27 protein-coding genes are annotated in these 24,917 nt (G+C 58.7%); 16 read left to right on the top strand and 11 right to left on the bottom strand.

All coding sequences use genetic code 11. From position 1 onward, the window contains the following. Window positions 1–127: 127 nt before the first annotated feature. Window positions 128–1,225, top strand: a complete 1,098-nt coding sequence (locus ASD46_RS05940; RefSeq protein ID WP_013635302.1) for a GH25 family lysozyme — start codon at window positions 128–130, stop codon at window positions 1,223–1,225. 11 nt (window positions 1,226–1,236) lie between these two features. Here the strand turns inward: ASD46_RS05940 and ASD46_RS05935 are convergent, their stop codons facing one another. Then, entirely contained in the window at window positions 1,237–2,112 is an 876-nt protein-coding gene (locus ASD46_RS05935) for a DMT family transporter (RefSeq protein ID WP_025592147.1), read from the bottom strand. A 116-nt stretch (window positions 2,113–2,228) separates the two neighbouring features. Between ASD46_RS05935 and ASD46_RS05930 the strand changes: the two genes are divergently transcribed. Together ASD46_RS05930 and ASD46_RS05925 are read left to right on the top strand one after the other, a co-directional pair. Beyond that, window positions 2,229–3,626: a PLP-dependent aminotransferase family protein gene (locus tag ASD46_RS05930; RefSeq protein ID WP_035197702.1), complete on the top strand. Its 1,398-nt coding sequence runs from the start codon at window positions 2,229–2,231 to the stop codon at window positions 3,624–3,626. A gap of 88 nt (window positions 3,627–3,714) precedes the next feature. Further along, a complete protein-coding gene (locus ASD46_RS05925; RefSeq protein WP_003514590.1) occupies window positions 3,715–4,032 on the top strand; it encodes a hypothetical protein in 318 nt (105 codons plus the stop codon). A 70-nt stretch (window positions 4,033–4,102) separates the two neighbouring features. Here the strand turns inward: ASD46_RS05925 and ASD46_RS05920 are convergent, their stop codons facing one another. After that, window positions 4,103–4,561, bottom strand: a complete 459-nt coding sequence (locus ASD46_RS05920) for an Rrf2 family transcriptional regulator (protein WP_003514591.1) — start codon at window positions 4,559–4,561, stop codon at window positions 4,103–4,105. Window positions 4,562–4,711: 150 nt separating this feature from the next. On the opposite strand from ASD46_RS05920, the gene ASD46_RS05915 reads away from it, so the two are divergent. Next, window positions 4,712–5,599 carry an NAD(P)/FAD-dependent oxidoreductase gene (locus tag ASD46_RS05915; protein WP_025592151.1) on the top strand — a complete coding sequence of 296 codons (888 nt, stop codon included), beginning with the start codon at window positions 4,712–4,714 and terminating at the stop codon, window positions 5,597–5,599. On the opposite strand, the gene ASD46_RS05910 is transcribed toward ASD46_RS05915, so the two are convergent. Continuing rightward, window positions 5,600–6,382 carry an AraC family transcriptional regulator gene (locus ASD46_RS05910; protein ID WP_025592153.1) on the bottom strand — a complete coding sequence of 261 codons (783 nt, stop codon included), beginning with the start codon at window positions 6,380–6,382 and terminating at the stop codon, window positions 5,600–5,602. It abuts the gene before it with no gap. A gap of 94 nt (window positions 6,383–6,476) precedes the next feature. Here ASD46_RS05910 and ASD46_RS05905 point away from each other — a divergent pair, with 94 nt between their 5' ends. After that, on the top strand, window positions 6,477–6,884 hold the full coding sequence (locus ASD46_RS05905) for a DUF2000 family protein (RefSeq protein WP_003514594.1): 408 nt from the start codon (window positions 6,477–6,479) through the stop codon (window positions 6,882–6,884). 71 nt (window positions 6,885–6,955) lie between these two features. Here ASD46_RS05905 and lepA read toward each other — a convergent pair whose 3' ends face one another. The 3 genes from lepA to ASD46_RS05890 all read right to left on the bottom strand — a co-directional run bounded on the left by lepA (window position 6,956) and on the right by ASD46_RS05890 (window position 10,330). After that, a complete protein-coding gene (gene lepA, locus ASD46_RS05900) occupies window positions 6,956–8,794 on the bottom strand; it encodes a translation elongation factor 4 (RefSeq protein WP_025592156.1) in 1,839 nt (612 codons plus the stop codon). A 61-nt stretch (window positions 8,795–8,855) separates the two neighbouring features. Then, window positions 8,856–9,725, bottom strand: coding sequence for a carbon-nitrogen hydrolase family protein (locus tag ASD46_RS05895; protein ID WP_003514598.1), 870 nt, complete (start codon window positions 9,723–9,725; stop codon window positions 8,856–8,858). Then, window positions 9,722–10,330 (bottom strand): N-acetyltransferase, encoded by a 609-nt coding sequence (locus ASD46_RS05890; protein ID WP_035197703.1) that lies wholly within the window; start codon window positions 10,328–10,330, stop codon window positions 9,722–9,724. The genes ASD46_RS05895 and ASD46_RS05890 overlap by 4 nt, the downstream gene beginning before the upstream one ends. A 73-nt stretch (window positions 10,331–10,403) precedes the next feature. Here ASD46_RS05890 and ASD46_RS05885 point away from each other — a divergent pair, with 73 nt between their 5' ends. From ASD46_RS05885 to ASD46_RS05875, 3 genes are all read left to right on the top strand, one after another. After that, window positions 10,404–10,805: a ketosteroid isomerase-related protein gene (locus ASD46_RS05885; RefSeq protein WP_035197705.1), complete on the top strand. Its 402-nt coding sequence runs from the start codon at window positions 10,404–10,406 to the stop codon at window positions 10,803–10,805. Window positions 10,806–10,900: 95 nt separating this feature from the next. Continuing rightward, on the top strand, window positions 10,901–11,482 hold the full coding sequence (locus tag ASD46_RS05880; RefSeq protein WP_025592163.1) for a helix-turn-helix domain-containing protein: 582 nt from the start codon (window positions 10,901–10,903) through the stop codon (window positions 11,480–11,482). A gap of 22 nt (window positions 11,483–11,504) precedes the next feature. Beyond that, a complete protein-coding gene (locus tag ASD46_RS05875) occupies window positions 11,505–12,023 on the top strand; it encodes a GNAT family N-acetyltransferase (RefSeq protein ID WP_060641872.1) in 519 nt (172 codons plus the stop codon). A 10-nt stretch (window positions 12,024–12,033) separates the two neighbouring features. On the opposite strand, the gene ASD46_RS05870 is transcribed toward ASD46_RS05875, so the two are convergent. Continuing rightward, entirely contained in the window at window positions 12,034–13,110 is a 1,077-nt protein-coding gene (locus tag ASD46_RS05870; RefSeq protein ID WP_025592164.1) for an alpha/beta hydrolase family protein, read from the bottom strand. 143 nt (window positions 13,111–13,253) lie between these two features. Between ASD46_RS05870 and ASD46_RS05865 the strand changes: the two genes are divergently transcribed. Beyond that, the gene (locus ASD46_RS05865; RefSeq protein ID WP_025592166.1) at window positions 13,254–14,342 is read left to right on the top strand and encodes a helix-turn-helix transcriptional regulator; all 1,089 of its coding nucleotides are present in this window, start codon (window positions 13,254–13,256) and stop codon (window positions 14,340–14,342) included. A 3-nt stretch (window positions 14,343–14,345) separates the two neighbouring features. On the opposite strand, the gene ASD46_RS05860 is transcribed toward ASD46_RS05865, so the two are convergent. Together ASD46_RS05860 and ASD46_RS05855 are read right to left on the bottom strand one after the other, a co-directional pair. Continuing rightward, a complete protein-coding gene (locus ASD46_RS05860) occupies window positions 14,346–15,449 on the bottom strand; it encodes a TRAP transporter substrate-binding protein (RefSeq protein WP_013635316.1) in 1,104 nt (367 codons plus the stop codon). Window positions 15,450–15,587: 138 nt separating this feature from the next. After that, window positions 15,588–16,061 (bottom strand): group III truncated hemoglobin, encoded by a 474-nt coding sequence (locus ASD46_RS05855; RefSeq protein WP_025592168.1) that lies wholly within the window; start codon window positions 16,059–16,061, stop codon window positions 15,588–15,590. Window positions 16,062–16,200: 139 nt separating this feature from the next. On the opposite strand from ASD46_RS05855, the gene mbfA reads away from it, so the two are divergent. Beyond that, window positions 16,201–17,184, top strand: a complete 984-nt coding sequence (mbfA, locus tag ASD46_RS05850) for an iron exporter MbfA (protein WP_003514615.1) — start codon at window positions 16,201–16,203, stop codon at window positions 17,182–17,184. 63 nt (window positions 17,185–17,247) lie between these two features. On the opposite strand, the gene ASD46_RS05845 is transcribed toward mbfA, so the two are convergent. Together ASD46_RS05845 and ASD46_RS05840 are read right to left on the bottom strand one after the other, a co-directional pair. Beyond that, the gene (locus ASD46_RS05845) at window positions 17,248–17,862 is read right to left on the bottom strand and encodes a transglutaminase-like cysteine peptidase (protein WP_003514617.1); all 615 of its coding nucleotides are present in this window, start codon (window positions 17,860–17,862) and stop codon (window positions 17,248–17,250) included. A gap of 118 nt (window positions 17,863–17,980) precedes the next feature. Beyond that, window positions 17,981–18,769: an alpha/beta hydrolase gene (locus tag ASD46_RS05840; RefSeq protein WP_025592170.1), complete on the bottom strand. Its 789-nt coding sequence runs from the start codon at window positions 18,767–18,769 to the stop codon at window positions 17,981–17,983. Window positions 18,770–18,956: 187 nt separating this feature from the next. On the opposite strand from ASD46_RS05840, the gene infC reads away from it, so the two are divergent. The 6 genes from infC to pheT all read left to right on the top strand — a co-directional run bounded on the left by infC (window position 18,957) and on the right by pheT (window position 24,903). Next, window positions 18,957–19,493: a translation initiation factor IF-3 gene (gene infC, locus ASD46_RS05835; protein ID WP_060641871.1), complete on the top strand. Its 537-nt coding sequence runs from the start codon at window positions 18,957–18,959 to the stop codon at window positions 19,491–19,493. 194 nt (window positions 19,494–19,687) lie between these two features. Next, window positions 19,688–19,891 carry a 50S ribosomal protein L35 gene (gene rpmI / locus ASD46_RS05830; RefSeq protein WP_003493355.1) on the top strand — a complete coding sequence of 68 codons (204 nt, stop codon included), beginning with the start codon at window positions 19,688–19,690 and terminating at the stop codon, window positions 19,889–19,891. Window positions 19,892–19,931: 40 nt separating this feature from the next. After that, complete coding sequence (rplT, locus tag ASD46_RS05825) at window positions 19,932–20,336, top strand: 50S ribosomal protein L20 (RefSeq protein WP_003514622.1); 405 nt, start codon at window positions 19,932–19,934, stop codon at window positions 20,334–20,336. Between the two features lie 165 nt (window positions 20,337–20,501). After that, a complete protein-coding gene (locus tag ASD46_RS05820; protein ID WP_025592178.1) occupies window positions 20,502–21,380 on the top strand; it encodes a serine/threonine protein phosphatase in 879 nt (292 codons plus the stop codon). Further along, complete coding sequence (gene pheS, locus ASD46_RS05815; protein ID WP_025592180.1) at window positions 21,373–22,455, top strand: phenylalanine--tRNA ligase subunit alpha; 1,083 nt, start codon at window positions 21,373–21,375, stop codon at window positions 22,453–22,455. The genes ASD46_RS05820 and pheS overlap by 8 nt, the downstream gene beginning before the upstream one ends. A gap of 24 nt (window positions 22,456–22,479) precedes the next feature. Next, entirely contained in the window at window positions 22,480–24,903 is a 2,424-nt protein-coding gene (gene pheT, locus ASD46_RS05810) for a phenylalanine--tRNA ligase subunit beta (protein ID WP_025592181.1), read from the top strand. The last annotated feature ends 14 nt before the right edge of the window (window positions 24,904–24,917 follow it).

The following is a 24,917-nucleotide window of genomic DNA, read 5'->3' as shown; positions in this document are numbered from 1 at the left end:
GCGCGTTGGAAGGTGTCGGCGTAAAGATAAGATTCAGTCTTTTTTGATAATCTTCCGTTAGCAATTGTATTTCGAGGTTCCCGGGCGGCGTCAGAGTGCCCCTGGATTGTTTTGCGTACGGGTTCTCATGCGTTCATCGGCTGTGCCAGCACTTCTCTTCGGTTGCCTTCTGCTTGGTGGCTGTACGTCCAGTTCCGGGCCGGAAAGCCTGATGGCCGGCCTGCCGTCGAAGGAAACCACGAGTTCGGTTACGCCATCCGCGCCGGTGCCGCAGGCAAGCGTGGGCAGCCAACCCATCACGGCCCAGCCGCGACAGGAAGTTCTGGCATGGGGCGGGCCGGTGCCCGAAGAGCCAAAGGCCTTTTCAGCCGTTACCCCACGAGCGCCCGTGCCGCAGAACGCGCTTGAAACCCGTTTGCCCTCACCGTCACAGGCTGGAATGGTACGACCGGCAGAGCGTCCGATGGAGCGTCCGGTGCAATTGGCCATGGCTGCAGCCCCGGCGGCCAGTGCCGGTGCGCAGATTCGTTCGCGCATTTTCCGCTCCAGCTTCAGCGATGCCAAACCCATCAATTTCGGCAGGGTCCAGCCGCGCCATTTTCAGGTCCACGGGGTGGATGTCTCGCGCTGGCAGGCCAATATAGACTGGCCGCAGCTGCGCACACGCGGCGCCAACTTCGCCTTCATCAAGGCGACGGATGGCGGCGATCATCTTGACCCGATGTTCCGCACCAACTGGCAGCGTGCAAAGGAAGCGGGCATCCGTCGTGGCGCCTACCATTTCTTCTACTGGTGCCGGTCGGCCGGCGAGCAGGCGGATTGGTTCATTCGCAACGTACCGCGCGATCCGGATGCGCTGCCGCCGGTGATCGACGTGGAATACAACGGCGAATCGAGCTGCAAGATGCGCCATTCCCGTGAGCGTATTCTGGAAAAGATGCGCGTGTTCATGGATAAGCTGGAGCGCCATTACGGCCAGCGTCCGATTATCTATACGGCGCCCGATTTTTATAAGGACAATCTGACCGGCGAGTTCCAGGACTATCCCTTCTGGCTGCGCGCCGTTGCCCAGCATCCGTCCGTGGTCTATCCCGGCCGCAAGTGGTTGTTCTGGCAATATTCCGGCTCCGGCCTGTCGCATGGTGTCGATGGGCGCATCGATCTCAATGTCTTCAACGGCAGCGAGGATGCCTGGCATCGCTGGGTAGACCGCCGCTCGAGTTGACGGGGCGGGCGTCAGCGCGAAAATTTTCGCGCGCCGGCAACGCAGAGCACCACCACGAGCGTGATGGCGATCATCGCAGGGCTGACCTCCTCGTGAAGCAGGGTTGCTGCAAGCACCAGCCCGAAGAACGGCTGCAGCAATTGCAGCTGGCCCACCGCGGCAATGCCGCCAAGCGCCAGCCCGCGATACCAGAAGATGAAGCCGATCAGCATGCTGAACAGCGAGACATAGGCGAGGCCGCCCCAGGCCTGCGGGTTGATGCCTGTGAGGGTTTGCGGCCCTGTGAAAAAGGCAAGCGGCAGCATCAGAGGCAGGGAGAGGACCAGTGCCCATGAGATGACCTGCCAGCCCCCCAGTTTGCGGGAAAGGGCAGCACCCTCGGCATATCCCAGCCCACAGACGATAATCGCGCCCAGCATCAAGAGATCGCCGGCAAGTGAGGCTCCGAGCCCGGAGGCCAGCGAATTCGACAATGAAAAGCCGGCAACGAGAATGCTGCCCAGGCAGGAAAAGAACCAGAAGGCGGGCCGCGGGCGTTCTCCCCCACGTAGCACGGCAAAAACCGCGGTTGCGAGCGGCAAAAGCCCGACAAAGACGATGGAGTGGGCCGAGGTGATGTGCCGCAAGGCGAGGGCAGTCAACAGCGGGAAGCCAACCACCACGCCGAAGGACACGATGAAAAGGGATGCCAGATCATCGCGCGCCGGGCGTTTTTGCCGGAACACAAAAAGCAAAGCGAGCGCCAGAAGGCCGGCTATGCTGGCGCGGGCGAGGGTCAGGAACACCGGATCGAAACCCGTTACCGCAACCCGCGTGGCGGGCAGCGAGCCGCTGAATATCACCACGCCGATAAGGCCGCTTAGCCAACCGCTTGTCGTCTTGTCCATGACCGTCTCCTGCAATTTCCCTTTCTTGATCCGGAACGGCTGGTGACAACAGCGACAATCATATACAATTTCAAGAAACTGTTATGGTTGTTTGGACGGTACGGTTGGAGAAAAATGTGGACGGACACCTCGCGACTGGAACGCGCATAGAACAGGTGATGGCTAGCATGCGGCAACGCATCGCTTCGCGAAGCCTCGTTCCCGGCGCCAGATTGCCATCCGTTCGAGCGCTTGCGAAGGCCATGCAGGTCTCCACTTCAACCGTCGTCGAGGCCTATGACCGGCTGGTTGCCGATGGCACCATAAGCTCGCGACCGGGTTCGGGATTTTATGTGGCGGGTCCGCTAGCGCCCCTGTCTCTGGCCGATATCGAGCCTCGGCTGGACAGGGCGGTGGATCCGCTCTGGGTGTCGCGCCAGGCGCTGGACGAGGGGGCGGCACTTGCCAAGCCCGGCTGCGGCTGGCTTCCAGCGTCATGGATGCCGGAGCAAGCGCTAAGGCGGGCGATGAGGGGGCTTGCCCGCGCCGATGCGTCCTTGCTGACGGATTATGCGAGCCCGATGGGGCTCTTGCCGCTACGCCAGCTTTTGTCCCGCAGACTTGCCGAACATGGCGTACAGGCGGGCGCCAGCCAGATCATGCTCACCGACTCCGGCACGCAGGCGATCGATCTCCTGTGTCGTTTCCTGCTGCAGCCAGGGGATACGGTGATTGTCGATGATCCCTGCTATTTTAACTTCCGCGCTCTCTTGCGGGCGCATCGGGTGAAAATCGTTGGTGTGCCCTATACGCCGGCTGGACCGGACCTGCTGCTTTTCGAGCAGGCAGTGAAAGAGCATCAGCCGCGTCTTTATATCACCAATTCCGCGATCCATAATCCGACAGGCGCAAGGCTTTCTGCCGTTTCCGCCCATCGCCTGCTGATGCTGGGCGAACAGGCGGGCCTCACCATCATCGAGGATGATATTTTTGCCGATTTTGAAACGCAGGCGGCACCACGGCTGGCTGCTTTCGATGGTCTGAACCGGGTCGTCCAGATCGGCAGTTTTTCAAAAACCCTGTCTGCTTCCGTGCGGTGCGGTTTCATCGCAGCGCCTCCAGCATGGGTGGAAGCCCTGACCGATCTCAAGATTGCCACTGCTTTTGGTGGAGCAAATTTTTCGGCTGCATTGATCCTGTCGCTTTTGACTGACGGTAGTTATCGCAAGCATGTCGAGGCTCTTCGACAGCGTCTCGCGGCGGCGGTGCCTGAGGCGGCGGCGCGTTTGAAAGCGCTTGGATGTGTGCCGTGGATCGAACCGCAGGCGGGCATGTTCTTATGGTGCCGCCTGCCGGAGGGGGTCGACGCCGCCGATGTTGCACGCCGGGCACTGGTGCAACAGGTGGTGCTGGCACCCGGCAATGTTTTCAGCTCCGCGCAGAACGCATCCGCTTTCATGCGTTTCAATGTGTCGCAAATGGCCGCTCCTCAGGTCATGGCGGTGCTGGCAGATGCCCTCAGGCAGAGCGCGTAATTGTCGCCCATATTGTGCGGGCCTGGGAGAATCGGAACAAAATCCCGTGAACGCCGTTTTCTTCTCAGAATGAGGAGGAGGAAATACCATGACATTCGATCCAAACAATCCGCGCCCGGACCGTGATCTTCGTCCGGAACTGAATATCAGCAATGAACCGCTTGCCCGCAAGTCTCCGTCCTGGATGCCATGGCTGGCGATTCTCGTTGTCGCATTGGTAGGCGTTTTCGCCTGGTCGCAGATGAGCGGCCCGAACACCGATCCGGCCACGACATCCTCGACCATGCCGCCTGCGGCAACGCAACAGGCACCTGCGCCCGTGACTCCGACCGTCCCGGCAACACCGCCTGCCAACAATGCAGCACCGGCAAGCCCGAATACCGGCGGCACCCAGACGCAGCCGTAATGGGTTAGATCATCTGATAAAACCGCCTGCCTTCCGGCAGGCGGTTTTTTATTGCGCCAACTCTGCGGCGTTAGAGCTGATCCATCGCGGAGGGGTGGTTGGACAATCTGGACCAGCGGCTCATCGATTCCTCCGCCAGCGCCGAAAGCGTAATGTTTCCGAAGCGGGACAGGAGAATGGTCTCCGCCTCGTTCATGGCGTCGAAAAGGGCAGCATTGACGGCCTGCTCTATGACGCAGTTAGGATTATCTCCTGCCAGCCCAATCGAGAACAATTCCGGCGCGCCAAGCGCCCGGTAAATATCGAGCAGCGTGATTTCGCTGAGCGGTCGCGCCAGAACCCAGCCACCGCCATGGCCTTTTTCCGACGACACGTAACCGTGCTCCCGCAAGCCCGCCATGGTTCTGCGCACCACCACCGGGTTCGTCTGCAACATCGCCGCGATGCTTTCCGAGGTCGCCGCACCCTCGTGTTTCTCCATATGGATCAGAATATGCAGCACCCGTGAAAGGCGCGTGTCGTGTCTCATCGGTGAAATCCGCCTGTTTTTCGCGACATTACCAGTTAGCATATGACGTAACAATATAAGTTGCGTGACTGTTGACTCTAAAATTCATGTAACAATATAAGTATCGTGAAACGAACGGGCGCTTCCGGCTCGGTGAACGATAGGTGCATCATGAAATACGAAGTCATCATTATCGGCGGCAGCTATGCGGGCCTGTCCGCCGCCTTGCAGCTCGGGCGCGCGAGAAAAAACATCCTGGTGGTGGATGCGGGTGAGCGGAGAAACCGCTTCGCTAGCCATTCCCACGGTTTTCTCGGACAGGACGGCAAGGCGCCGGCCGACATCATCGCCGAGGCACGCCGCCAGATCGAGCGCTACCCGACGATACACTGGGCAAAGGGCAGGGTAACGAATGCCGAAGGATCATTCGATGACTTCGTCATCGAGATCGATGGCAATCGCCGCGAAAGGGCGGCCAGACTAATCCTTGCCACAGGCGTTACGGATGAACTGCCTGATATAGCCGGGCTGAAGGAACGCTGGGGCAGCGCCGTCTTCCATTGCCCCTATTGCCACGGATACGAACTGGATCAGCGCAGGATCGGCGTCATCGCGGCCTCACCGCTGGCCATCCACCATGCACTGATGCTTCCGGACTGGGGTGAAACGACCTTTTTTACCAACGGTATATTCGCGCCGGATGCTGAACAGAATGCGCTTTTGTCAGCCCGGGGCGTTCGGGTGGAAAAAGAGCGTATCAGAGAGATCGCAGGGCATGCGGATGTCGTTCTTGCGGATGGGCGTAGCATTGCTTTGGCCGGTCTTTTCACGCAACCGAAATTGCGGATTGCCTCGGATTGGATCGAAAAGCTCGGCTGCACCGTGGAAGAAGGGCCGATGGGTTCAAGCATCGTGACAGATGCCGTGAAACAGACGACAGTGCGCGGAATCTTCGCATGCGGTGATGTGGCGAGGCCCGCTGGCTCGGTCGCTCTTTCCGTGGGCGATGGCGCCATGGCAGGGACTGCGGCGCACAGGTCGATCATGTTTCCGGAATGATCAGTGCGAAACAAGGCTTAGCCAGCGCCCCGGAGGCATTCCGAAGGCATTCTTGAAGTGGCGGGTAAAATGCGCCTGATCCGCAAAGCCGCAGGCAAACGCCGTTTCCGCAAGACCCGCACCCGCCCGCATCATGTCCTTGCATTTTTGCAGACGCCGCATGATGAGATAACGGTGCGGGCTCGTGCCAAACAGGGAGCGGAAGTGCCGAAAGAGGGTGAAGCGATCAAGCCCGCTTATTTGCTCCAGCTTCTCTGAGGTGACGGCAAGCGCGCTGTTCTCCAGCAGGTAATCCCGGCAACGGAAAACGGCGATCCGGTCAAGCCGCCTGAGGGTTCTCTCGCTTCCGTTCGAATGCTTCCAGAGCAGATCCGACAGTCTCGATTGCCAGTCGGTCAGGAGCAGATTGTCCGGCTCGCCTTCGAGATTGCCGAGAGCCTCTATCAGGCATTGCCGGAACTCATCGTCTTCGATGACGGGATTTTTTGCAAATGGCAGCGCGTGAAATCCGGTCGCCACCTCCATGGTTTTTTCCGGCGGAAGGTAGAGCATACGGTAGCGCAGGCCTTCGTCGGTGCCGGCACCACCATCGTGAACTTCGTCCGGATGCAGCACGATAACCTTTCCGGGCGTGCTGAAATGCGATGTGCCACGATAGGAAAACGTCTGGACGCCAGAAAGCGTCACACCCAGAGCATAGGTGTCATGGCGATGGGGTGCATAGGCGTTGCCGTGAAAGCGCGCTTCGATGCGCTCGATCCCTTCGCTGGAAGGGGCCTGCACGATCCCGTCGAATTTGCACGAACGTTCAAGATCGCTCGTACCCTGAGGGACTAGGGTCGCTTCTCTTTCGTAACCACAGCCAGATTGAGTTCGCATGTTTGATACCAAGATCGCCGTCATCCTTCGTGATGACCTTGCCGTGTGGCAAAAACTGAACGTCACCGCATTTCTCATGTCCGGCATCGTCGCCCAGACCAGAGAGATCATCGGGGAACCATACCGCGACGGGGCGGGTAACGTCTACAATCCCCTGTCCGTCCAGCCGATAGTCGTCATGGCCACGGATCAGGAAGCACTGCGCAAAATCCATCAGCGATCCCTGGAACGCGAGGTCACGACATCGCTCTATATCGAGGAAATGTTTGCAACCGGTCATGATGTTGCCAACCGCCAGGTGTTTTCGGAATTTTCTCCCGACAATGCAAAGGTCGTCGGCATGGCGCTTAGGGCGGACAAGAAAATCGTCGACAAGATTACCAAGGGCGCGAAGCTGCATGCCTGAGCAGCTGCCGTGAATGTAAAAAGGGAGGCCGTGAGCCTCCCTTGTCAAATCAGCGACGATTTAGCGCCCGCTTATTCGTCGTTCATCTTCAGCGCAGCGATGAAAGCTTCCTGCGGAATCTCCACCTTGCCGAACTGGCGCATGCGCTTTTTGCCTTCCTTCTGCTTGTCCAGAAGTTTGCGTTTACGCGTCGCATCGCCACCGTAGCACTTCGCCGTCACGTCCTTGCGCAGCGCGCGCACGGTTTCGCGGGCGATGACCTTGCCGCCAATGGCCGCCTGGATCGGGATCTGGAACATGTGCGGCGGAATGAGTTCCTTCAGCTTTTCGCACATGCCGCGTCCGCGCCGGTCAGCCGCCGAGCGGTGGACCAGCATGGAGAGTGCGTCCACCGGGTCGCCGTTCACGAGGATCGACATCTTGACGAGATCGCCTTCGCGATAGTCGATGATGTTGTAGTCGAACGAGGCGTAACCCTTCGAGATGGATTTCAGGCGGTCGTAGAAATCGAACACCACTTCGTTGAGCGGCAATTCATAGGTGATCATCGCGCGGTTGCCGACATAGGTCAGCTCCGTCTGCAGGCCGCGCCGGTCCTGACAGAGTTTCAGGATACCTCCGAGATATTCGTCGGGCGTCAGGATCGTCGCCTTGATCCACGGTTCGCGGATTTCCTTGATCTTCACGACATCAGGCATATCGGCCGGGTTGTGCAGCTCTTTCTCGGTGCCATCCGTCAGCGTCATTTCATAGACGACCGAAGGTGCTGTGGCGACGAGATCGAGATTGAACTCACGCTCGAGGCGTTCCTGAATGATTTCAAGATGCAGCAGACCGAGGAAGCCGCAACGGAAACCAAAGCCGAGAGCGGCAGACGATTCCATTTCGAAGGAGAAGGAGGCGTCGTTGAGGCGAAGCTTGCCCACCGCCGCGCGCAGATCTTCGAAGTCGGCTGCATCAACAGGGAAGAGGCCGCAGAAAACCACGGGCTGTGCTGGCTTGAAACCGGGCAGGGCCTGCGCCGTCGGGCGCTTGTCGTCGGTAATGGTATCGCCAACACGCGTATCGGCGACTTCCTTGATCGAGGCGGTGATGAAACCGATCTCGCCGGGGCCGAGGCTGTCGACATTGACCATCTTCGGGGTAAGTACGCCAACGCGCTCGACGCCGTATTTCGCGCCGGAACCCATCATGCGGATCTGCTGGCCCTTGGTCAGTACGCCGTCGATGACGCGCACCAGAACCATGACGCCCAAATAGGTGTCGTACCAGCTGTCGACGAGCAGCGCCTTGAGCGGCCCGTTCTCGCCGACTTCGCTCTTCGGCGGTGGCAGGCGGTTGACGATGGCTTCGAGAACATCGGGGATGCCAAGCCCGGTCTTGGCCGAAATCAACACAGCTTCGGAAGCATCGATGCCGATTACTTCCTCAATCTGTTCCTTGATGCGGTCGGGTTCGGCGGCCGGCAGGTCGATCTTGTTCAAGACCGTCACCAGCTCGTGATTATTGTCGATCGCCTGATAAACGTTGGCCAGCGTCTGGGCTTCCACACCCTGAGATGCGTCCACCACCAGCAGCGAACCTTCGCAGGCCGAAAGCGAGCGGGACACTTCGTAGGCAAAGTCGACGTGACCGGGCGTGTCGATGAGGTTCAGCACATAGGTTTCGCCGTTATTCGCCTTGTAGTGCAGGCGCACGGTCTGGGCCTTGATGGTGATGCCGCGCTCGCGTTCGATATCCATCGAATCGAGAACCTGTTCCGACATATCGCGCTCGGCAAGGCCGCCTGTCGACTGGATCAACCGGTCGGCCAGCGTCGATTTGCCGTGATCGATGTGGGCAACGATCGAGAAGTTGCGGATATGGTCCAGGGGCGTGCGGGTCGAATTTGTGCTCATGCCCCGCGCTATAGCAGGGGCTTCTCATGCCGCAAAGCGGGAATTTGGTTAAAAGCCCTTTAAAATGGGCTTTTCAGATCGCAAACTGCTCCGGCCAGTCGCGGCGGGTGGCCACTTGTCCTTCGGTTCTAAGCTTGGCCACGGCAGCAAGGTCGATATCGGCGATCAGCAACGTGCTGTGTGTCACCGCATCGCTTTCGCTTTCCGCGACGATACCCGATGCCGGCATGCCATAGTCGGATGGCACGTAAAGTGCTGCGCGGCCACGATTTTCATCGACGGCGGGAGACCATGGAGCCTCACCCGCCGTGGGGGAGGAGAGAACGGCATATTGGTTTTCCAACGCCCGCGCCTGCGCGCCGATACGCACCCGGTAGGCGCCGGCCAGCGTGTCGGTGCAACTGGGAGCGAGAACCAGTTCGACGCCAAGCTCGGCCAGCTTCCGGCCAAGCATCGGGAACTCGTTGTCGTAACAGATGAGGATGCCGAGCCTGCCGATCGGCGTCTCGAAGGCTTTCAGGCCCTCGATGCCGGCATGGATGTTCCATTGCTCCCGCTCGAAGCGCGTCATGATCTGCTTGTCCTGATACCCGATCAGTCCGTTGGGGCCGAACAGCCATGCACGGTTGCGGAACTTGCCGTCCTTGTCTTTCACTGGCGCGCTGCCCGGCTGAAACAGGATTTGATGTTGCCGCGCCAGCTCTTCGCAAAGCTCGACCCAAGAGGGGATGAGCGGCTGTATCTCTTCGATGGAGCGGTGCAGGTCCGAGCGCGCATCGGGCGGCAACTGCCCGGTCAGCGTCATGGCCGAATATTCCGGCAACAGCAGCAGCTCGGCGCCTTTTTCTTTCGCCTCGCGCACGATGGCGGAAAGATGGGCGGCATAGCCTTCCCATGTCTCGATGAGTTCGATGGCATATTGGCTGGCGGCGAGTTTCGTCATCTGTTTTCCTCTCCGGCAGCAATGGTCTTCATCCAGAAGGACAGGGGCTTTGGGCTTTCGGTGCTCTCGTCTAGATCCCGCCAGGTGAAGCTGGTGTGCAATTCCGGGTGATGGCGATAGCCGCGTTTTTCCCAGAAGGTATTCAGCGGCACGTAATCCAATGGCCGGCGCGGGTGGTCGGCGGGGCGCTCGACCGCGCAGAAGGTGCAGCAGTTGAAGCCGAGCTTGCTCGCATGCGCCTCCCGCTCCGCAAAGAACCGCACCCCGATGCCATGCCCGCGATAGCTGGGTAGAAGCACGCTTTCGCCGAAGTAAAATATCCGGTCCGGATCGTAACCCGCCTTCAGGAAGGGCGCCTTCACCTCGTCGGTCTCGGCCGCCATCGGCATGCCGGTGGACATGCCCACCACGTGTGCGCCATCCAGCGCCAGCACAAAAACCGCGCCTTTCGTGTCGGCATAGGTGGCGAGATATTTGCGCTCGTAATCCAGCGATCCGTCATAGAGATAGGGAAAGGCGCGAAACACTTCGATCCGCAGGCGCGCAAGGTCATCGAAATAGGGCGCGGCCTCGATGCCGGAAAGAGACTTGATTTCGACGGTCATGGGCATTTTCACTTTCGGTTGCACTGGTTATACCGTCATGGAAACCCTGCGCAAGCATTGAACGGAGAAGACAATGACCGCCACTGAGACCATCCGCGCCTACTACGATGCCTTCAACCGTCAGGACATGGATGCCTTTCTGGCGCTTCTTCACGACGAGGTGGTACATGACATCAATCAGGGCGAGCGTCAGACCGGAAAGCCTGCTTTTGCATCCTTCATGCAGCACATGAACCGCTGCTATAAGGAAAACCTCACCGACATGGTCATCATGGCGAGCGAGGACGGCAAGCGCGCCTCTGCGGAATTCATCGTGAACGGCGAATATCTCGCAACCGATGAAGGCCTGCCGGAAGCCGATGGCCAGACATACGTCCTGCCGGCTGGTGCATTCTTTGACCTGAAAGATGGAAAAGTTAGTCGAGTAACGAACTACTATAATCTGAACGATTGGATCGCCCAGGTCGCTGCCTAATGCATCTTTGCCGCACGCCGAACCCGCGGTAAAAAAGCGATCGTAATTTCCATTATGGTAGATATTGACTCCATCATGTGAGAATGTATTCTCGCATGATGGAAAACGAAGATCATATTCTCGAACGCTCTATCGGCGACCGCATCAAGACGTTGCGCGCTCAAAATGGTTTGACCCTGGACCGGCTCGCCGCCGAATCCGGCGTCAGCCGCGCCATGATTTCCCGCATCGAACGTGGCGAGGCGAGCCCCACGGCCTCGCTTCTTGCCCGCATCTGCGCAGCGCTAGGCCTGTCGCTCTCCGGCTTTTTCGCCGAAGACGAAGAGGCTGTTTCACCGCTGGTGAAAAAGCGTGACCAGCAGCTCTGGAAAGACCCGGAGACCGGTTATGTGCGCCGTGCCATCTCCCCGCCACGCGTCGGTTCCGATGTCGATATTGTCGAGGTCGAGTTCCCGGCGGGCGCACGGGTCGGTTTCCCGCCGCATGCGGCAAGCCGCGGAATGACGCAATATGTCTGGCTTTTTGACGGTGTGCTGGAGATGACGAGCGGTGGAGACGTGCACCGGCTGGAACCCGGCGATTGCCTTTTCATGCCGGTGGGTGAGGGACATGTCTTCCACAATCCCTCAGAAAAGCCTGCCCGTTATGCCGTCGTGCTGGATCAAAGACAGCGCTGATTTTCCCCGACAGGAGTTATTAATGGCCACCATCCGCGTATTGAACCGGGCAGAGACGATCAATGCCTTGCCCGAACTTTGTGACGTTATCGCCGACTGCGTTAATGGCGGCGCGTCTGTCGGTTTCATGCTGCCTTTCTCCCCAAAAGATGCCGAGCCGTTCTGGCAGGATGTAGCCGATGCCGTGGAAGCAGGCGGCACCATTCATGTGGTGGCGGAAGTAAACGATAAAGTGGTGGGCACGGTGCAGGTCGGTCTGACCTCCAAGCCCAACCAGCCACATCGCGGTGATCTGATGAAGCTTCTTGTGCATCGGTCGGCACGCGGGCTGGGACTTGCACGAAAGCTCATGGAAAAGGTGGAGCAGGAAGCGGCAAAACGTGGCCGTACCCTTTTGGTGTTGGATACGGCCACGGGTAGCGATGCGGAGGCAATTTATCCCCGTCTTGGCTGGGAACGCGTCGGCGTCATCCCCGACTATGCGCTTTTTCCTGACGGGCGTTATTGCGGCACGACCCTGTTTTACAAAAGGATCGGCTAGGTTCTTATTGTTATTGACCCGGCTTCAGCGTGCGGTTGAAGGCGTTGACGATCATCGTTTCCAGCTGTGCATGAATATCCTTACGGTCGCGGGGCCCGGCCGGTTCGCAGATCGGATCGCGCTCGCCAACGGATTTGAGAAACGCGTCGGCATCCGGCTTGCAAAGGGGCAGGAAGCTGAAATGGTTGGCCTCGTCGACCTGTCGGTAAGTAGAGGCAGGCACTTGTGCTGCAAGCTCGTCGGCAAGCACGGCGGGCGGTATTTTACCTTCGCTGCCAAGATTGATGAAGGTCAGCGGAATATCGATTTGTCTCAGGCTGTCCGGCTGGAACGCCAGCGCCAGACCCGGATCGACCAACACGGCGGAACGGATGCGTGGATCGCGGTTCTGCTGCTCGAAACGGGTCTTGTCGATGGTTCTGAGATCGAGCTTCGGTACGCTGACCGGCTCGTTATTGACATAGGCCCGGCCGCCGGCAAACCACTGGCAATCCATCATTGCTGCATTCTCTTCACAATAGCGCACATAGGCGTCAAGATCGGCGCGTGCACCTGCAATCTCCATCGCCGCGCTACCGCCCAGCGAAAAGCCGAGAACACCGATGCGTTGCGCATCGATTGCACCCGACCACGTGCCGTCCGTCGTCAAGGCCGTGACGATTGTGGATAGATCGTTCGTCCGTTCCCAGATTTTCGGCGTATCGGCAGGCGTCGAGTCACCACTGGTCGTGCCGGGATGATTGGTTCCGGCGACGATGAAACCTTCGCTGGCGAGTTTCGCGGCGATCCAGGCCATGCCTTCAGCGCGCGAGCCGGACCCGTGCGAAATCAACACGAGGGGGAAATGGCCGTCTTTGATGGTCGCGTCCTTCCGAACCGCCGTTCCCTGAAAGATACGGTTCTCGGAGGAAAGCGCCGGTGTGCCGTCTCCGCCTTTGGCCGGATACCAGATCGTAACGTCAAGGTTTGTGTTGCGGGCCTTGGAAGGAACAGGGATGCTTGTAAGCCCGACATCCTCTGCGGCAAATGCCTGCGGGGAAAAAGCCGCGCACATAAGAAGTGCGACAAGGGTGTTTTTCAGTGTCATGAGAGCCTCTCCGTTTGACAAGGTGGATGCTCCCGTTTTCCTTTTAGGGCGAATAAATGCGTCCTTGATCGCGTTAAAGGTCGTGCCGAAACGCGATCTGGTCCATGAATGGGTGGTAATTCCTCGCTTCGGGATCGTTATCCGTGCTTTTCATTCCCTTGCCTTTTGTCGTCGCACTTCTGCTGGTCGTCATGTTCATCGTCTTCTTTCGAGGCGTAGAGGATATGCGAACCAACCGGGCGTTTCTGGCGCTCATCGCGCTTTGCGCCGTGCAGTCCGTTCTTGTCGGCTTGCGCTGGGGATATGGTGTGAGCGAAGCGCGTTATGTTTTGCCTGTTCTGGCTGCCTGCCTGCCGCCTCTCGTCTACATCGCCTTTCGCGGACTGATGGGCGTTGGAGTTGAAAGCAGGAGGGCGATGTTTGCCAGTCTTGTGCTTTCACCTTTCTTCGTCGTCTTTCTGGAGTTCGTCCTTCCTGTTGCGATCGATTTTGCGCTGATCGTGATTTTTGTCGGGCACGCCATTGCCTTGCTTCTTTTGGCAAGAAAAGGGCCGGATGGGCTGGACGAGGCGCAATTTGCCAGCGTCGCATCTGCGCATAAGGCGCTCATTGTCGCCGCGGTCGCTCTCTGCGTTTCCGCGTTCTTCGATCTTCTGGTGTTTTTCGATTTCGAGTGGGCGCATGGAGAAAATGTCGCCGCACTTGTCAGCAATGCCAATCTTCTCGGGCTTCTGCTGATCGGTCTCATGGCTGCACTTGCCGGCAAAAGCAAAGCGCCGCAAACGGCTGCCCAGCCTGCTGCGGAGTTGTCTTTGCCGGCGCCTTCACAACAGGACCGGGACGTTGTCGAAAGGCTTGATCGCTTGATGGAGACCCACACGCTCTACCGCGATGAGAACCTAAACCTGTCACGGCTCGCAAAACGTCTCGGTCTGCCGAGTCGGCAAATCTCGGGCGCCATCAATCGCTCGCTCGGCGTTAACGTCTCGCAATATGTCAACCAGCTGCGCATCCGCGAAGCCTGCCGGCTGCTGGAGGAGACGGATCAGTCGGTCACTGCGATCATGCTGTCTTCCGGCTTTCAGACCAAATCCAACTTCAACCGGGAATTTCGCCGCGTCACCGGCATGAGCCCGGTGGACTGGCGTGAACGCGAGGTGTGGAAGCTGGTATCGAATACAAAAACGGCCACCCGGCAGATGCCGGATGGCCGTTTGAAGATACTGAAATGAGGATCAGAGCGTGCCGTTGCGCTGCTGGATCATCATATAGGTGTCATAGGTATATTCGGCGATCTGTGCCCAGAGATAGGCGTCCTTCTTGAACGCCTGCTGGCTATCGTAGATCTTCTTGAAGCTCTCGTTCTTGGCCGAAATCTCGGCATAGGTGTCCTGCGCCGCCTTGTGGCAGACGTCGAGGATTTCCTGGCTGAACGGCCGCAGGATGGCGCCCTGCGCCACGAGTTCCTTCAGAGCCTTCGGATTGCGCGCGTCATAACGCTCCAGCATGCTGGCGCTGCCAGCGGCGCAGGCGTCTTTCAGAATACGCTTATAGTTCTCCGGCAACTCGTTGAACTTCTGCAGGTTCACGAAAGCATGAACGGCTGGGCCACCTTCCCACCATGCGGGGTAGTAGTAATATTTCGCAACCTTGTAGAAGCCGAGCTTCTGGTCGTCATAGGGACCGACGAATTCGGTTGCATCGATGGTGCCCTTTTCGAGAGCGGCGTAAACATCGCCGCCGGCGATCTGCTGCGGTGTCACGCCAACCTTCTGCATCACCTGGCCGGTCAGGCCGGCAATGCGCATTTTCAAGCCCTTAAGGTCATCGATGGTGTTGATTTCCTTGCGGAACCAGCCGCCCATCTGGGCGCCGGTGTTGCCGAGCAGGATCGAGTAGATATTGTGCTGGGCAAGAAACTCATTGAGCAACTCGTTGCCGCCCGCCTGATTGAACCATGCATTCGTCTGGCGTGCATTGAGACCGAAGGGAACCGAGGTCCCGAGCGCGAAGGTCGGGTCCTTGCCGACATAGTAGTATGAGCAGGTATGCGCCATTTCGACGGTTCCGGCCGTCACCGCATCCGCTGCCTGCAGCGCCGGCACGATTTCACCACCGGCGAAATGCTGGATGACGAAGTTGCCGCCGGATGCTTCCTTGACATGATCGGCGACGATCTGGCCGGCACCGAATAGAATGTCGAGGCCCTTGGTGAATGACGACGTCATGCGCCAGGTGATTTTGGGGTTTTCCTGCGCAATGGCCGGAGCGGCCAGCACGGTTGCGGTAACACCGGCACCAACAGCGCCCGCCTTGCGAATAAATGATCTGCGATCCATGTCGATAAGCCCTGATATGTCTGCATATTACAGGCGAACCGTACGGTACGCCTCCCAGTGGCTACTAAACATTTATCCTCGCGGCCATCAAGGGGAATATTTGAACTTGCCGGGCCTGCTATCATCGCCCGGATGGAGCTATGGATGCATGCGTTTTAACGCCGGATCATCCATTGCAGGATTATAAAACAGCGAAAGCGTCAGGCTTTTTGCGATACGTTCCGCAGTTTCCATGAACCAGCTATGGGCTTGTGGGCTCGGCGCGATATCGTCAAGGGTGGCCGAAAAAAGCGCCAGCCACTGCGGGAACAGTTCCGCCGACATGCCTTTTACGCCAAGATGCGCCTGCACCGGCTTGCCGCCGTAGCCGCCATCCTTGAAGGCGACGGCGGCCCAGAACTGTTTCATCCTGGCCATATGCTCCGGCCAGCGCCCGGAAAGCCGCGCATCGAAGACAGGGCCCAGCGTGGGATGTTCTAGAACGCGGCCGTAAAATGTCTCGACCAGCAGGTCGACGAAACCGGCGTCGATGCCGATAGCCGCCATGGCCTTTTCCGCCCTGTTCTGAATTTCCGCGTTGTGGGCGGCCTTTGCCGCGGTCTGGTCCTGCATTGTGCTTCCTTTGCGGCAGAACCTACGTGGCTCTTCGACACTCCGCAATGCGACCCTTTGGCATATTAGAATAATTCTAAAAGGCTTGATTGTGATGTGATCAGGATGTATTTAGAATTATTCTAAAGAGGTTCCAGCCATGTTCCGCAGTCTTTTTTCCCTGTCCAAACGCCCGTTCTCCTCGCTTGGCGAACAGGAAATCCTCGCACTTGCTATCTCGTCCGAAGAAGACGATTCCCGCATCTACCGCTCCTATGCCGATCATCTGCGCGCGCAATATCCGCAATCCGCAAAAATCTTCGATGATATGGCCGAGGTGGAGCAGCAGCATCGAAACGTGCTGATCGACATGCACCGCAGGCGATTTGGGGAAACGATCCCCCTGATCCGCCGTGAGCATGTGCGTGGCTTTTACGAGCGCACGCCGGACTGGCTGGTGAAGAACCTGTCGCTCGACAAAATTCGTGCGCAGGCGGAATTGATGGAGGCCCAGGCGATCCGTTTTTACGATGAGGCTGTCAAGCGCACCAGCGATGCCTCGACCCGCAAGCTGCTCGGCGATCTGGCCGAGGCGGAGCGTGGTCACGAAGACATCGCGCAGATGCTGGAAGAGAAACATCTCGACGAAAACGGCAAGACAGAAGAGGCGGAAACCGCAAAGCGGCAATTTCTTCTGACCTTCGTGCAGCCGGGTCTTGCGGGACTGATGGATGGTTCCGTATCGACGCTGGCGCCGATCTTCGCAGCCGCCTTCGCCACGCAGGATACGTGGCAAACCTTCCTGATCGGCCTTTCGGCCTCCGTTGGCGCGGGTATTTCCATGGGCTTCACCGAGGCGGCCCATGATGATGGCAAGCTTTCCGGTCGTGGCTCTCCGGTAAAGCGCGGTCTCGCCTCAGGCATCATGACGGCCGTTGGTGGCCTTGGCCATGCGCTGCCCTATCTCATTCCGCATTTCTGGACAGCAACGGCCATCGCCGCGGTCGTCGTCTTCGTGGAACTCTGGGCCATCGCCTTTATTCAGAACCGCTTCATGGAAACGCCGTTCCTGCGGGCAGTGTTTCAGGTAGTGCTCGGCGGTTCGCTGGTGCTGGCCGCCGGTATCATCATCGGCAACGCCTAGTGAATAAGAAAGCCCGCAGCGTTTGCTGCGGGCTTTCTGCATTGAACCTATAATATCTGTCGATCAGCGCAATGCGCCGACCAGAACGTCGCGCCCATCCTCGATGGAAACCCAGCGGCCCGAATTGAAGGACGCCTGCCGCTTCAGATAAGTGTAGTTCGTGTCGGTCCAGAGCTTCACGTCGTCGGTGAGATTGTCGAGAATGTAATCGCCATCGGTGGTGCGGAGCGTCAGCACGGCGTGACCCTCGCCATCAGGCTTGCGCACGACAGTAATCAGCAGGTCAGCAACGGAAAACCCACGCTCGATCAGCTTCTTGCGCTTCAGCAGCACGAAGTCCTCACAATCGCCAGCGGTCGTGGGATATTCCCAGACTTCTTCCTTGCCGTAGATTTCCATGTCGGTCATGGCGACGATCGAGGTGTTGACGGATGTGTTGATCTCGCGAACCACACCCCAGCCATACTCGGTGACGCGTGGTGGCGGCGTCAGCTTGCTTCGAATGTTGCACTCGCTCGCGTATTTCTGACAGAACTCATAATGGCCGATCGGCTGGGATGTGATCCCGCCCGTCACCATGGAAGGGCTTCCCTTGGTTTCCGCCACGGCGGAGGCAGCAGTCAATAGCCCGGCGGCAACTGCAAACAGCAGCGCACGCGCCAGCGGTGCGTTCATCATGAAACCCGTCCCTTAATTCTTAATGAAAAGTTAAGAGGGTTGGGGGGCAGGAGTCAATCACTAGCCATCGGCGGCGCGCAAGACTCGTTAAATATGGTTAAGATCGTTGCGCAAATGCCTATGTTGCAAGGGCTTTGACGGCAGCCAGCATCCTGTCGATATCCTGCGGCCGGGACAGCCGGTGGTCGCCATCCCGGATCAGCGTCAAGACGACGTCGTCGGCAGGAAGATGTTCGAGGAGCTTCAGCGCATGCTGATAGGGAACATCGGGATCGCGCATTCCCTGCAGGATGTGAACCGGGCAGCCCGTGGTAATGATGCCGGTGAGGACGCGGTTCTGCTGCCCGTCTTCCATCAGCGCGCGCGTAAAGATGTTCGGCTCGGGGCTGTATTCCGAATGTTCCTCGAAATAACCCTTGTCTTCAAGCGACCGTTTTTCCGCATCCGTGAGGCTCGGCTCTATCAGGTCCGCCGTGAAATCGGGGGCTGGCGCAATGAGGACCAGACCAGCGACGGACGGCGTGCCGCCAGCCTTGCGCAGTTCCTCGACCATGCGCAGCGCGATCCATCCACCCATCGACGAACCGATAAGGACGACGCGCGATGGCGCCTTTTCGCGCACGACGGCAAGTGCCTCTTCCAGCCATCTTGAAATCGTGCCCTTTTTGAAGTCACCGCCGGAAGCGCCGTGCCCGGAATAATCGAGCCGCAGGCACGCAATGCCGTTTTCCGCCGCAAAGCGGTCGAGTTCCACCGCCTTGGTTCCCGTCATGTCGGAACGGTAACCGCCGAGCCAGACGAGCGTGGATGCATCTTCTCGTGAAGTTGCCGGGCGATGAAGGACGGCGATGTCGCGGGCGTCGTCGCCCATGCCTACACGCAGGAATTCAGCGGCTTGTTCTGTCATGTATATGCAATTCTCCTGAATTTCGCGCAACAAAGGCGGCGTATTTGCAAAAACCGTGACAACAGGTGATCTTTTCGGGCAGATATGCTATTGACTTCGCCACGGCAATAACGACATTTCCGCCGCTTGTACCAAACAAGCTGTTTTTTGCCGATGTGATCCAGAAACAGATCAGGAGAATACGACCATTCGCAGACCTTTCAAAGCCGATGCCCCCGTCAAGGAGGGCCCGCGCTCCAACCGGGAAATCCGGGTTCCCAGAGTTCAGCTTATTGATGAAGAGGGCCAGAACCTCGGTAGCATGCCGACGGACCAGGCTTTGAAAATGGCGGAGGATGCCGGTCTCGATCTCGTTGAGATTTCGCCGAACGCTGAACCGCCGGTATGCAAGATCCTCGATCTCGGCAAGCTTAAATACTCGACCCAGAAAAAAGCCGCTGAAGCGCGCAAGAAACAGAAGATCGTCGAGGTCAAGGAAATCAAGATGCGCCCCAACATCGACACGCATGACTATGACGTGAAGATGAAGGCGATGAACCGTTTCTTTGACGAAGGTGACAAGGTGAAGGTGACGCTGAAGTTCCGCGGCCGCGAAATGGCCCACCAGGAACTCGGCATGAAGCTTCTCCTCCAGGTGAAGGAAGATACCCAGGCGATTGCCAAGGTTGAAGCCGAGCCGAAGCTGGAAGGCCGTCAGATGATGATGGTTCTCGCGCCGAAATAACTCTTTCGCGCACGCCGCCCGGGCGGCATGAAGCACCACCGCAAGGGGAAGTTTGTATTCCCCGTTGCGCTTTTAACCGACTGCGGTTATAAGCGCGCGTCCGAACGGTCCGGCAGGGCATGCCGAGGCCGTTCCTGAATAGCTTGAAATAGGCCTCGTCTGCCTGTTTCGATACAAAAACACGGAGTAGCAAAATGCCCAAGATGAAGACGAAGTCCGCTGCAAAAAAGCGGTTCAAGATCACTGCCACCGGCAAGGTTGTTGCAGCCGCCGCCGGTAAGCGCCACGGCATGATCAAGCGTACCAACAAGTTCATTCGCGACGCGCGTGGAACCATGGTTCTCGCCGAAGCTGACGGCAAAAAAGTCGTCAAGAACTACCTGCCGAACGGTCTCTGAGACTTTTCCGCACTTTTGGACACTTTAAGGAGATCATGACATGGCACGCGTAAAACGTGGCGTAACTTCCCGCGCCAAGCACACCAAGACACTCAAGGCAGCCAAGGGCTTCTACGGCCGCCGCAAGAACACCATCCGCGCAGCAAAGGCTGCTGTGGATCGTTCCAAGCAGTACGCTTACCGCGACCGCAAGGTCAACAAGCGCAACTTCCGCGCTCTGTGGATCCAGCGTATCAACGCTGCTGTTCGCGAATTCGGCCTGACCTACGGCCGCTTCATCGACGGCCTGAACAAGGCTGGCATCGAAGTTGACCGCAAGGTTCTGTCCGACATGGCTATCCATGAGCCGGCAGCATTCGGCGTGCTCGTCGAGACCGCGAAGAAGGCTCTTGAGTACCTCAAGGAAGCTGGTACGACCAACGAGTTTGAAACCGCTGTAAAGTAATTACGGCGCGGACAATCTGTTGTTCATTTGAAACCCGCGCCGGTCCTCCGGCGCGGGTTTTTCGTTTTCAGTTTCTGATACAGCTCTATCGGCGTTTTTTAATTTAGAAATTTAGAAGAGTTGGAGTATTCACGCCGTTTGAAGCGAAATCCTTGGTGGACGGAAATGCTGGTCAATAAAATTGAGGTTGTGGAAGCAGAAGGCTTTCGCGTTCATCTCGACGATGACGACATCGCAACCCTGATGCGCGTCCTCCTGAAAAGTGACCGGCGCATTCAAAAGGTCGAGCTCTCGCAATTGACGGTGTGGATCAAACGGCAGGGCACGGAACGTGTGACCTGGTGGATGAAAATGCAGAAGCTGCTGTCAAAACTTCTGCCTTATGCTTTTCTTCGCCCTTCTGAACCGCTGGACGGCGCCGGCCTCATGCAGCGAGAGCTGGAAACGTTGCAGCAGTTCCAGCAAGGCGGTTTCCCGGTTCCGCCGCTGATCTACTCGTCGCGCACAGCAATGGTGTTGGGAGATGTCGGTCCGACGCTCATGGAGCGGATGGATGCGTTAAAGGCGTCCGATCCGGTGCAACATGACGCCTTGCTTGTGAAATCCGCAGAAGCGCTTGGCGAGCTGCATGCGGCGAGCCTCTGCCACGGCCGCCCGCATGTGCGTGACTTCTTTTTAAAAGACGACCGTATCGGTTTCATGGATTTCGAGGAGCGCCCGCAGGAGGTCATGCCGCTGGAGACGGCGCAGGCGCGCGATATCTGGCTGCTGTTTTTGCAGGTCGCGACCCGCGCCTGCGATGCGCCGAAAACCTGCGACGCCGCCTTTGCCCGCTGGCGTGAAAACGCCCCGCCGCGGGCGCTTGAAGAATTGTGCCGTCTGATCGGCATTCTGGGGCGATTTTTACCGCTTGCCCGGTTGATCGGGCGCGTGCGGATGGGTAGTGATCTGCGACGCTTTATCATGGCGACCGACTATCTGATGAATGCTGTGAACCCCGAAGCCGCTGTTAAAAATACCGGCAAGGCAGGAAAAGATGACTGAACTTGATACCTTGAAATCGCAACTGATGTCGGAGATCGCCGCCGCCGCCGATGAGCCGGCCATCGAAGCCGTGCGCGTCTCCGCGCTTGGCAAGAAGGGCTCGGTTTCGGAGCTTCTGAAGACGCTGGGGTCGATGACGCCGGAAGAGCGCCAGACCCGGGGCGCTGCCATCAACCAGCTCAAGACTGAAATCACCGACCTGATTGGTGAACGCAAGAGTGGCCTGAAAGATGCCGCGATTGCCGCCCGCCTGAAGGCGGAAACACTTGATGTCAGCCTGCCGGTCCGCCAGTCTCCGACCGAGCGCGGCCGCATTCATCCGATCAGCCAGATCGTCGATGAAATCACCGCGATCTTTGCGGATATGGGCTTCTCGATCGCCGAAGGTCCGGATATCGAAACGGACTATTACAACTTCACGGCGCTGAATTTCCCCGAAGGCCATCCGGCCCGCGAAATGCATGACACCTTCTTCTTCCAGCCGGATGAAAACGGCGAGCGCAAGGTGCTGCGCACGCACACCTCGCCGGTGCAGATCCGCACCATGGAAAGCCAGAAGCCGCCGATCCGCATCGTCATTCCGGGCAAGACCTATCGTCAGGATTCCGATGCCACCCATTCGCCGATGTTCCATCAGGTCGAAGGTCTGGTGATCGACAAGAAGGCCCATGTTGGCAATCTGCGCTGGGTACTTGAAGAGTTCTGCAAGACCTTCTTTGAGGTGGATAGCGTTGTCATGCGCTTCCGCCCGTCGTTCTTCCCCTTCACGGAGCCGAGCTTCGAGGTGGATATTCAGTGCGACCGCTCCGGCCCGATCGTCAAGTTCGGCGAAGGCAACGACTGGATGGAAATCCTTGGCTGCGGCATGGTGCACCCGAATGTGCTGCGCGCCGGCGGTCTGGACCCGGATGAATATCAGGGCTTTGCCTGGGGCATGGGCCTCGACCGCATCGCCATGCTGAAATACGGCATGCCGGACCTGCGTGATTTCTTCAACGCCGATGTCCGCTGGATGAACCACTACGGCTTCCGCCCGCTCGACATACCGACGCTGTTCGGCGGTTTGAGCGTTTAATCCGGTTAGCCAAGGAGCAAAGACATGAAATTCACTCTTTCCTGGCTGAAAGAGCATCTCGAAACGGATGCGACGCTGGACGAGATTTGCGAACGGTTGACGGCAATCGGGCTTGAGGTCGAGGACGTCGACGACAAGGCGGCCTATAAGCCTTTCGTCATTGCCAAGGTCGTCTCCGCCGAAAAACATCCCGAGGCCGACCGCCTCAAGGTGTTGATGGTGGATGCCGGTGACGGCAAGCCGGTGCAGATCGTCTGCGGCGCACCGAATGCGCGCGCCGGCCTCGTCGGTGCGCTGGCGCGTCCTGGCGTTTACGTTCCGGGCATCGATGTCACGCTTGCCGTCGGCAAGATACGCGGTGTCGAAAGCCACGGCATGATGTGCTCCGAAAAAGAGCTGAACATTTCCGACGATCACGACGGCATCATCGATCTGCCGGAAGACGCGCCGGTCGGCACTTCTTTCGCGACCTATGCCGGACTTGACGATCCGGTCATCGAGATCAATCTGACGCCAAACCGCCCGGATTGCACCTCGATCTATGGCATCGCCCGCGATCTCGCCGCTTCCGGTCTCGGCAAGCTCAAGACCAAGCCAGCGCCGTCCTTCAAGGTCGAAGGCTCAACCCCGCTCGACGTGAAGCTGGAGCTGGATGACGCGGCGCTCTGCCCCGGCTTTTCGCTGCGCATCGTGCGCGGTGTTAAGAACGGCCCGAGCCCGAAGTGGATGCAGCAGCGTCTGATGGCGATCGGCCTGCGTCCCATCAATGCGCTCGTGGACATCACCAACTACATGACCTTCGATCAGGGCCGGCCGATGCACGTCTTCGATGCCGCCAAGGTCAAAGGCGATCTGACGGTCCGCCGTGCGAAGGAGGGTGAGACGATCCTCGCGCTTGATCAGCGCGAATACAAGCTCGGCCCGAACAATGTCGTCATCGCCGACGAAAAGGGCCTCGAGTCCATCGGCGGCGTCATGGGCGGTGAACACTCCGGCTGTGATGAAAACACCGTTGACGTGTTGATCGAGTCCGCTCTCTGGGATCCGATCAACATCGCCAAGACCGGCCGTTCGCTCGGCATCATCACCGATGCCCGTTATCGCTTCGAGCGCGGCGTCGATCCGGAATATATGGTTCCGGGTCTGGAACGCACCACCGAACTGGTTCTGGAACTCTGCGGCGGCGTTGCCGGCGAAGCCAAGGTCGTCGGTTACAAGGGGCATCAGCCCAAGGTCGTTGATTTTCCGCTCTCGGAAGTGAAGCGTCTGACCGGCCTAGAAGTTTCGGCGGAAGAAAGCCTGGCCATTCTAAAGGGTCTCGGTTTCGGCATCGAGGGAACGGGCGAGAGTGTTTCCGTCACCGTGCCGTCCTGGCGCCCGGATGTCGACGGCAAGGCCGATCTGGTGGAAGAGGTCATGCGCATTCATGGCGTCGACAACATCAAGCCGGAACCGCTGGAGAGCTTCGGTGCCGTCAACGGCCGCATCTTGACGACGCTGCAGGTGCGCACCCGCACCGCGCGCCGTGCGCTTGCCAGCCGTGGCATGCTGGAGGCCGTCACGTGGTCCTTCATCCCGGAAGCTCACGCGAAGCTTTTCGGTGGCGGTTCGCCCGCTCTGAAACTGGCCAACCCCATCGCGGCCGATATGTCGGATATGCGTCCTTCGCTTCTGCCGGGCCTTCTGACCGCAGCACAGCGAAATGCCGACAAGGGCCATGGCGATGTGGCAATCTTCGAGGTCTCCGGCACCTATGAGGGTGACACGCCAGACACCCAGCGCCGTGTTGCCGGCGGTGTACGCCGTGGCACGGCCTCGCTCGCAGGCAGCGGCCGCATGTGGTCCAATGCCACAAAGGGCGGCGGCAAGCCGGTGGATGTCTATGACGCCAAGGCCGATGCGCTTTCGGTGCTCGAAGCCTGTGGCCTGCCGATGGCCAATGTGCAGATCGAGGCCGGCGCTCCCGGCTGGTATCACCCTGGCCGCTCCGGCACCATCAAGATGGGTCCGAAGGTCGTGCTCGGCTATTTCGGTGAATTCCACCCGAAGACTCTGTCAGAGCTGGATGTTTCTGGTGTCTATAGCGGTTTCGAGATCTATCTCGACGCCATGCCGGAGCCGAAGAAGAAGGCGACCCGCACAAAGCCGGCCCTTGAGCTTTCGCCCTTCCAGGCGGTCAAGCGCGACTTCGCCTTCGTGGTCGACAAGTCGGTCGAGGCAGGTGCCATCATCAAGGCTGCAACAAGCGCTGATCGCAAGCTGATCACCGGCGTCAATGTCTTTGACGTCTTCGAAGGTGCATCGCTTGGCGAAAGCCGAAAGTCCATCGCCATTGAAGTTCAGATCCAGCCGGTCGACAAGACGCTGACGGACGAGGATTTCGAGGCGCTCACCGCAAAGATCGTCGGTAACGTCGAGAAATCGACGGGCGGCGTGCTGAGAGCGTAAAGCTCTGTTTCCAT

This window comes from Rhizobium sp. Root491, from assembly GCF_001427205.1.
Lineage (GTDB): Bacteria > Pseudomonadota > Alphaproteobacteria > Rhizobiales > Rhizobiaceae > Agrobacterium > Agrobacterium tumefaciens.
The sequence above is the reverse complement of the archived record's forward strand: the minus strand, read 5'-3'. Positions and strand labels throughout refer to the sequence as shown.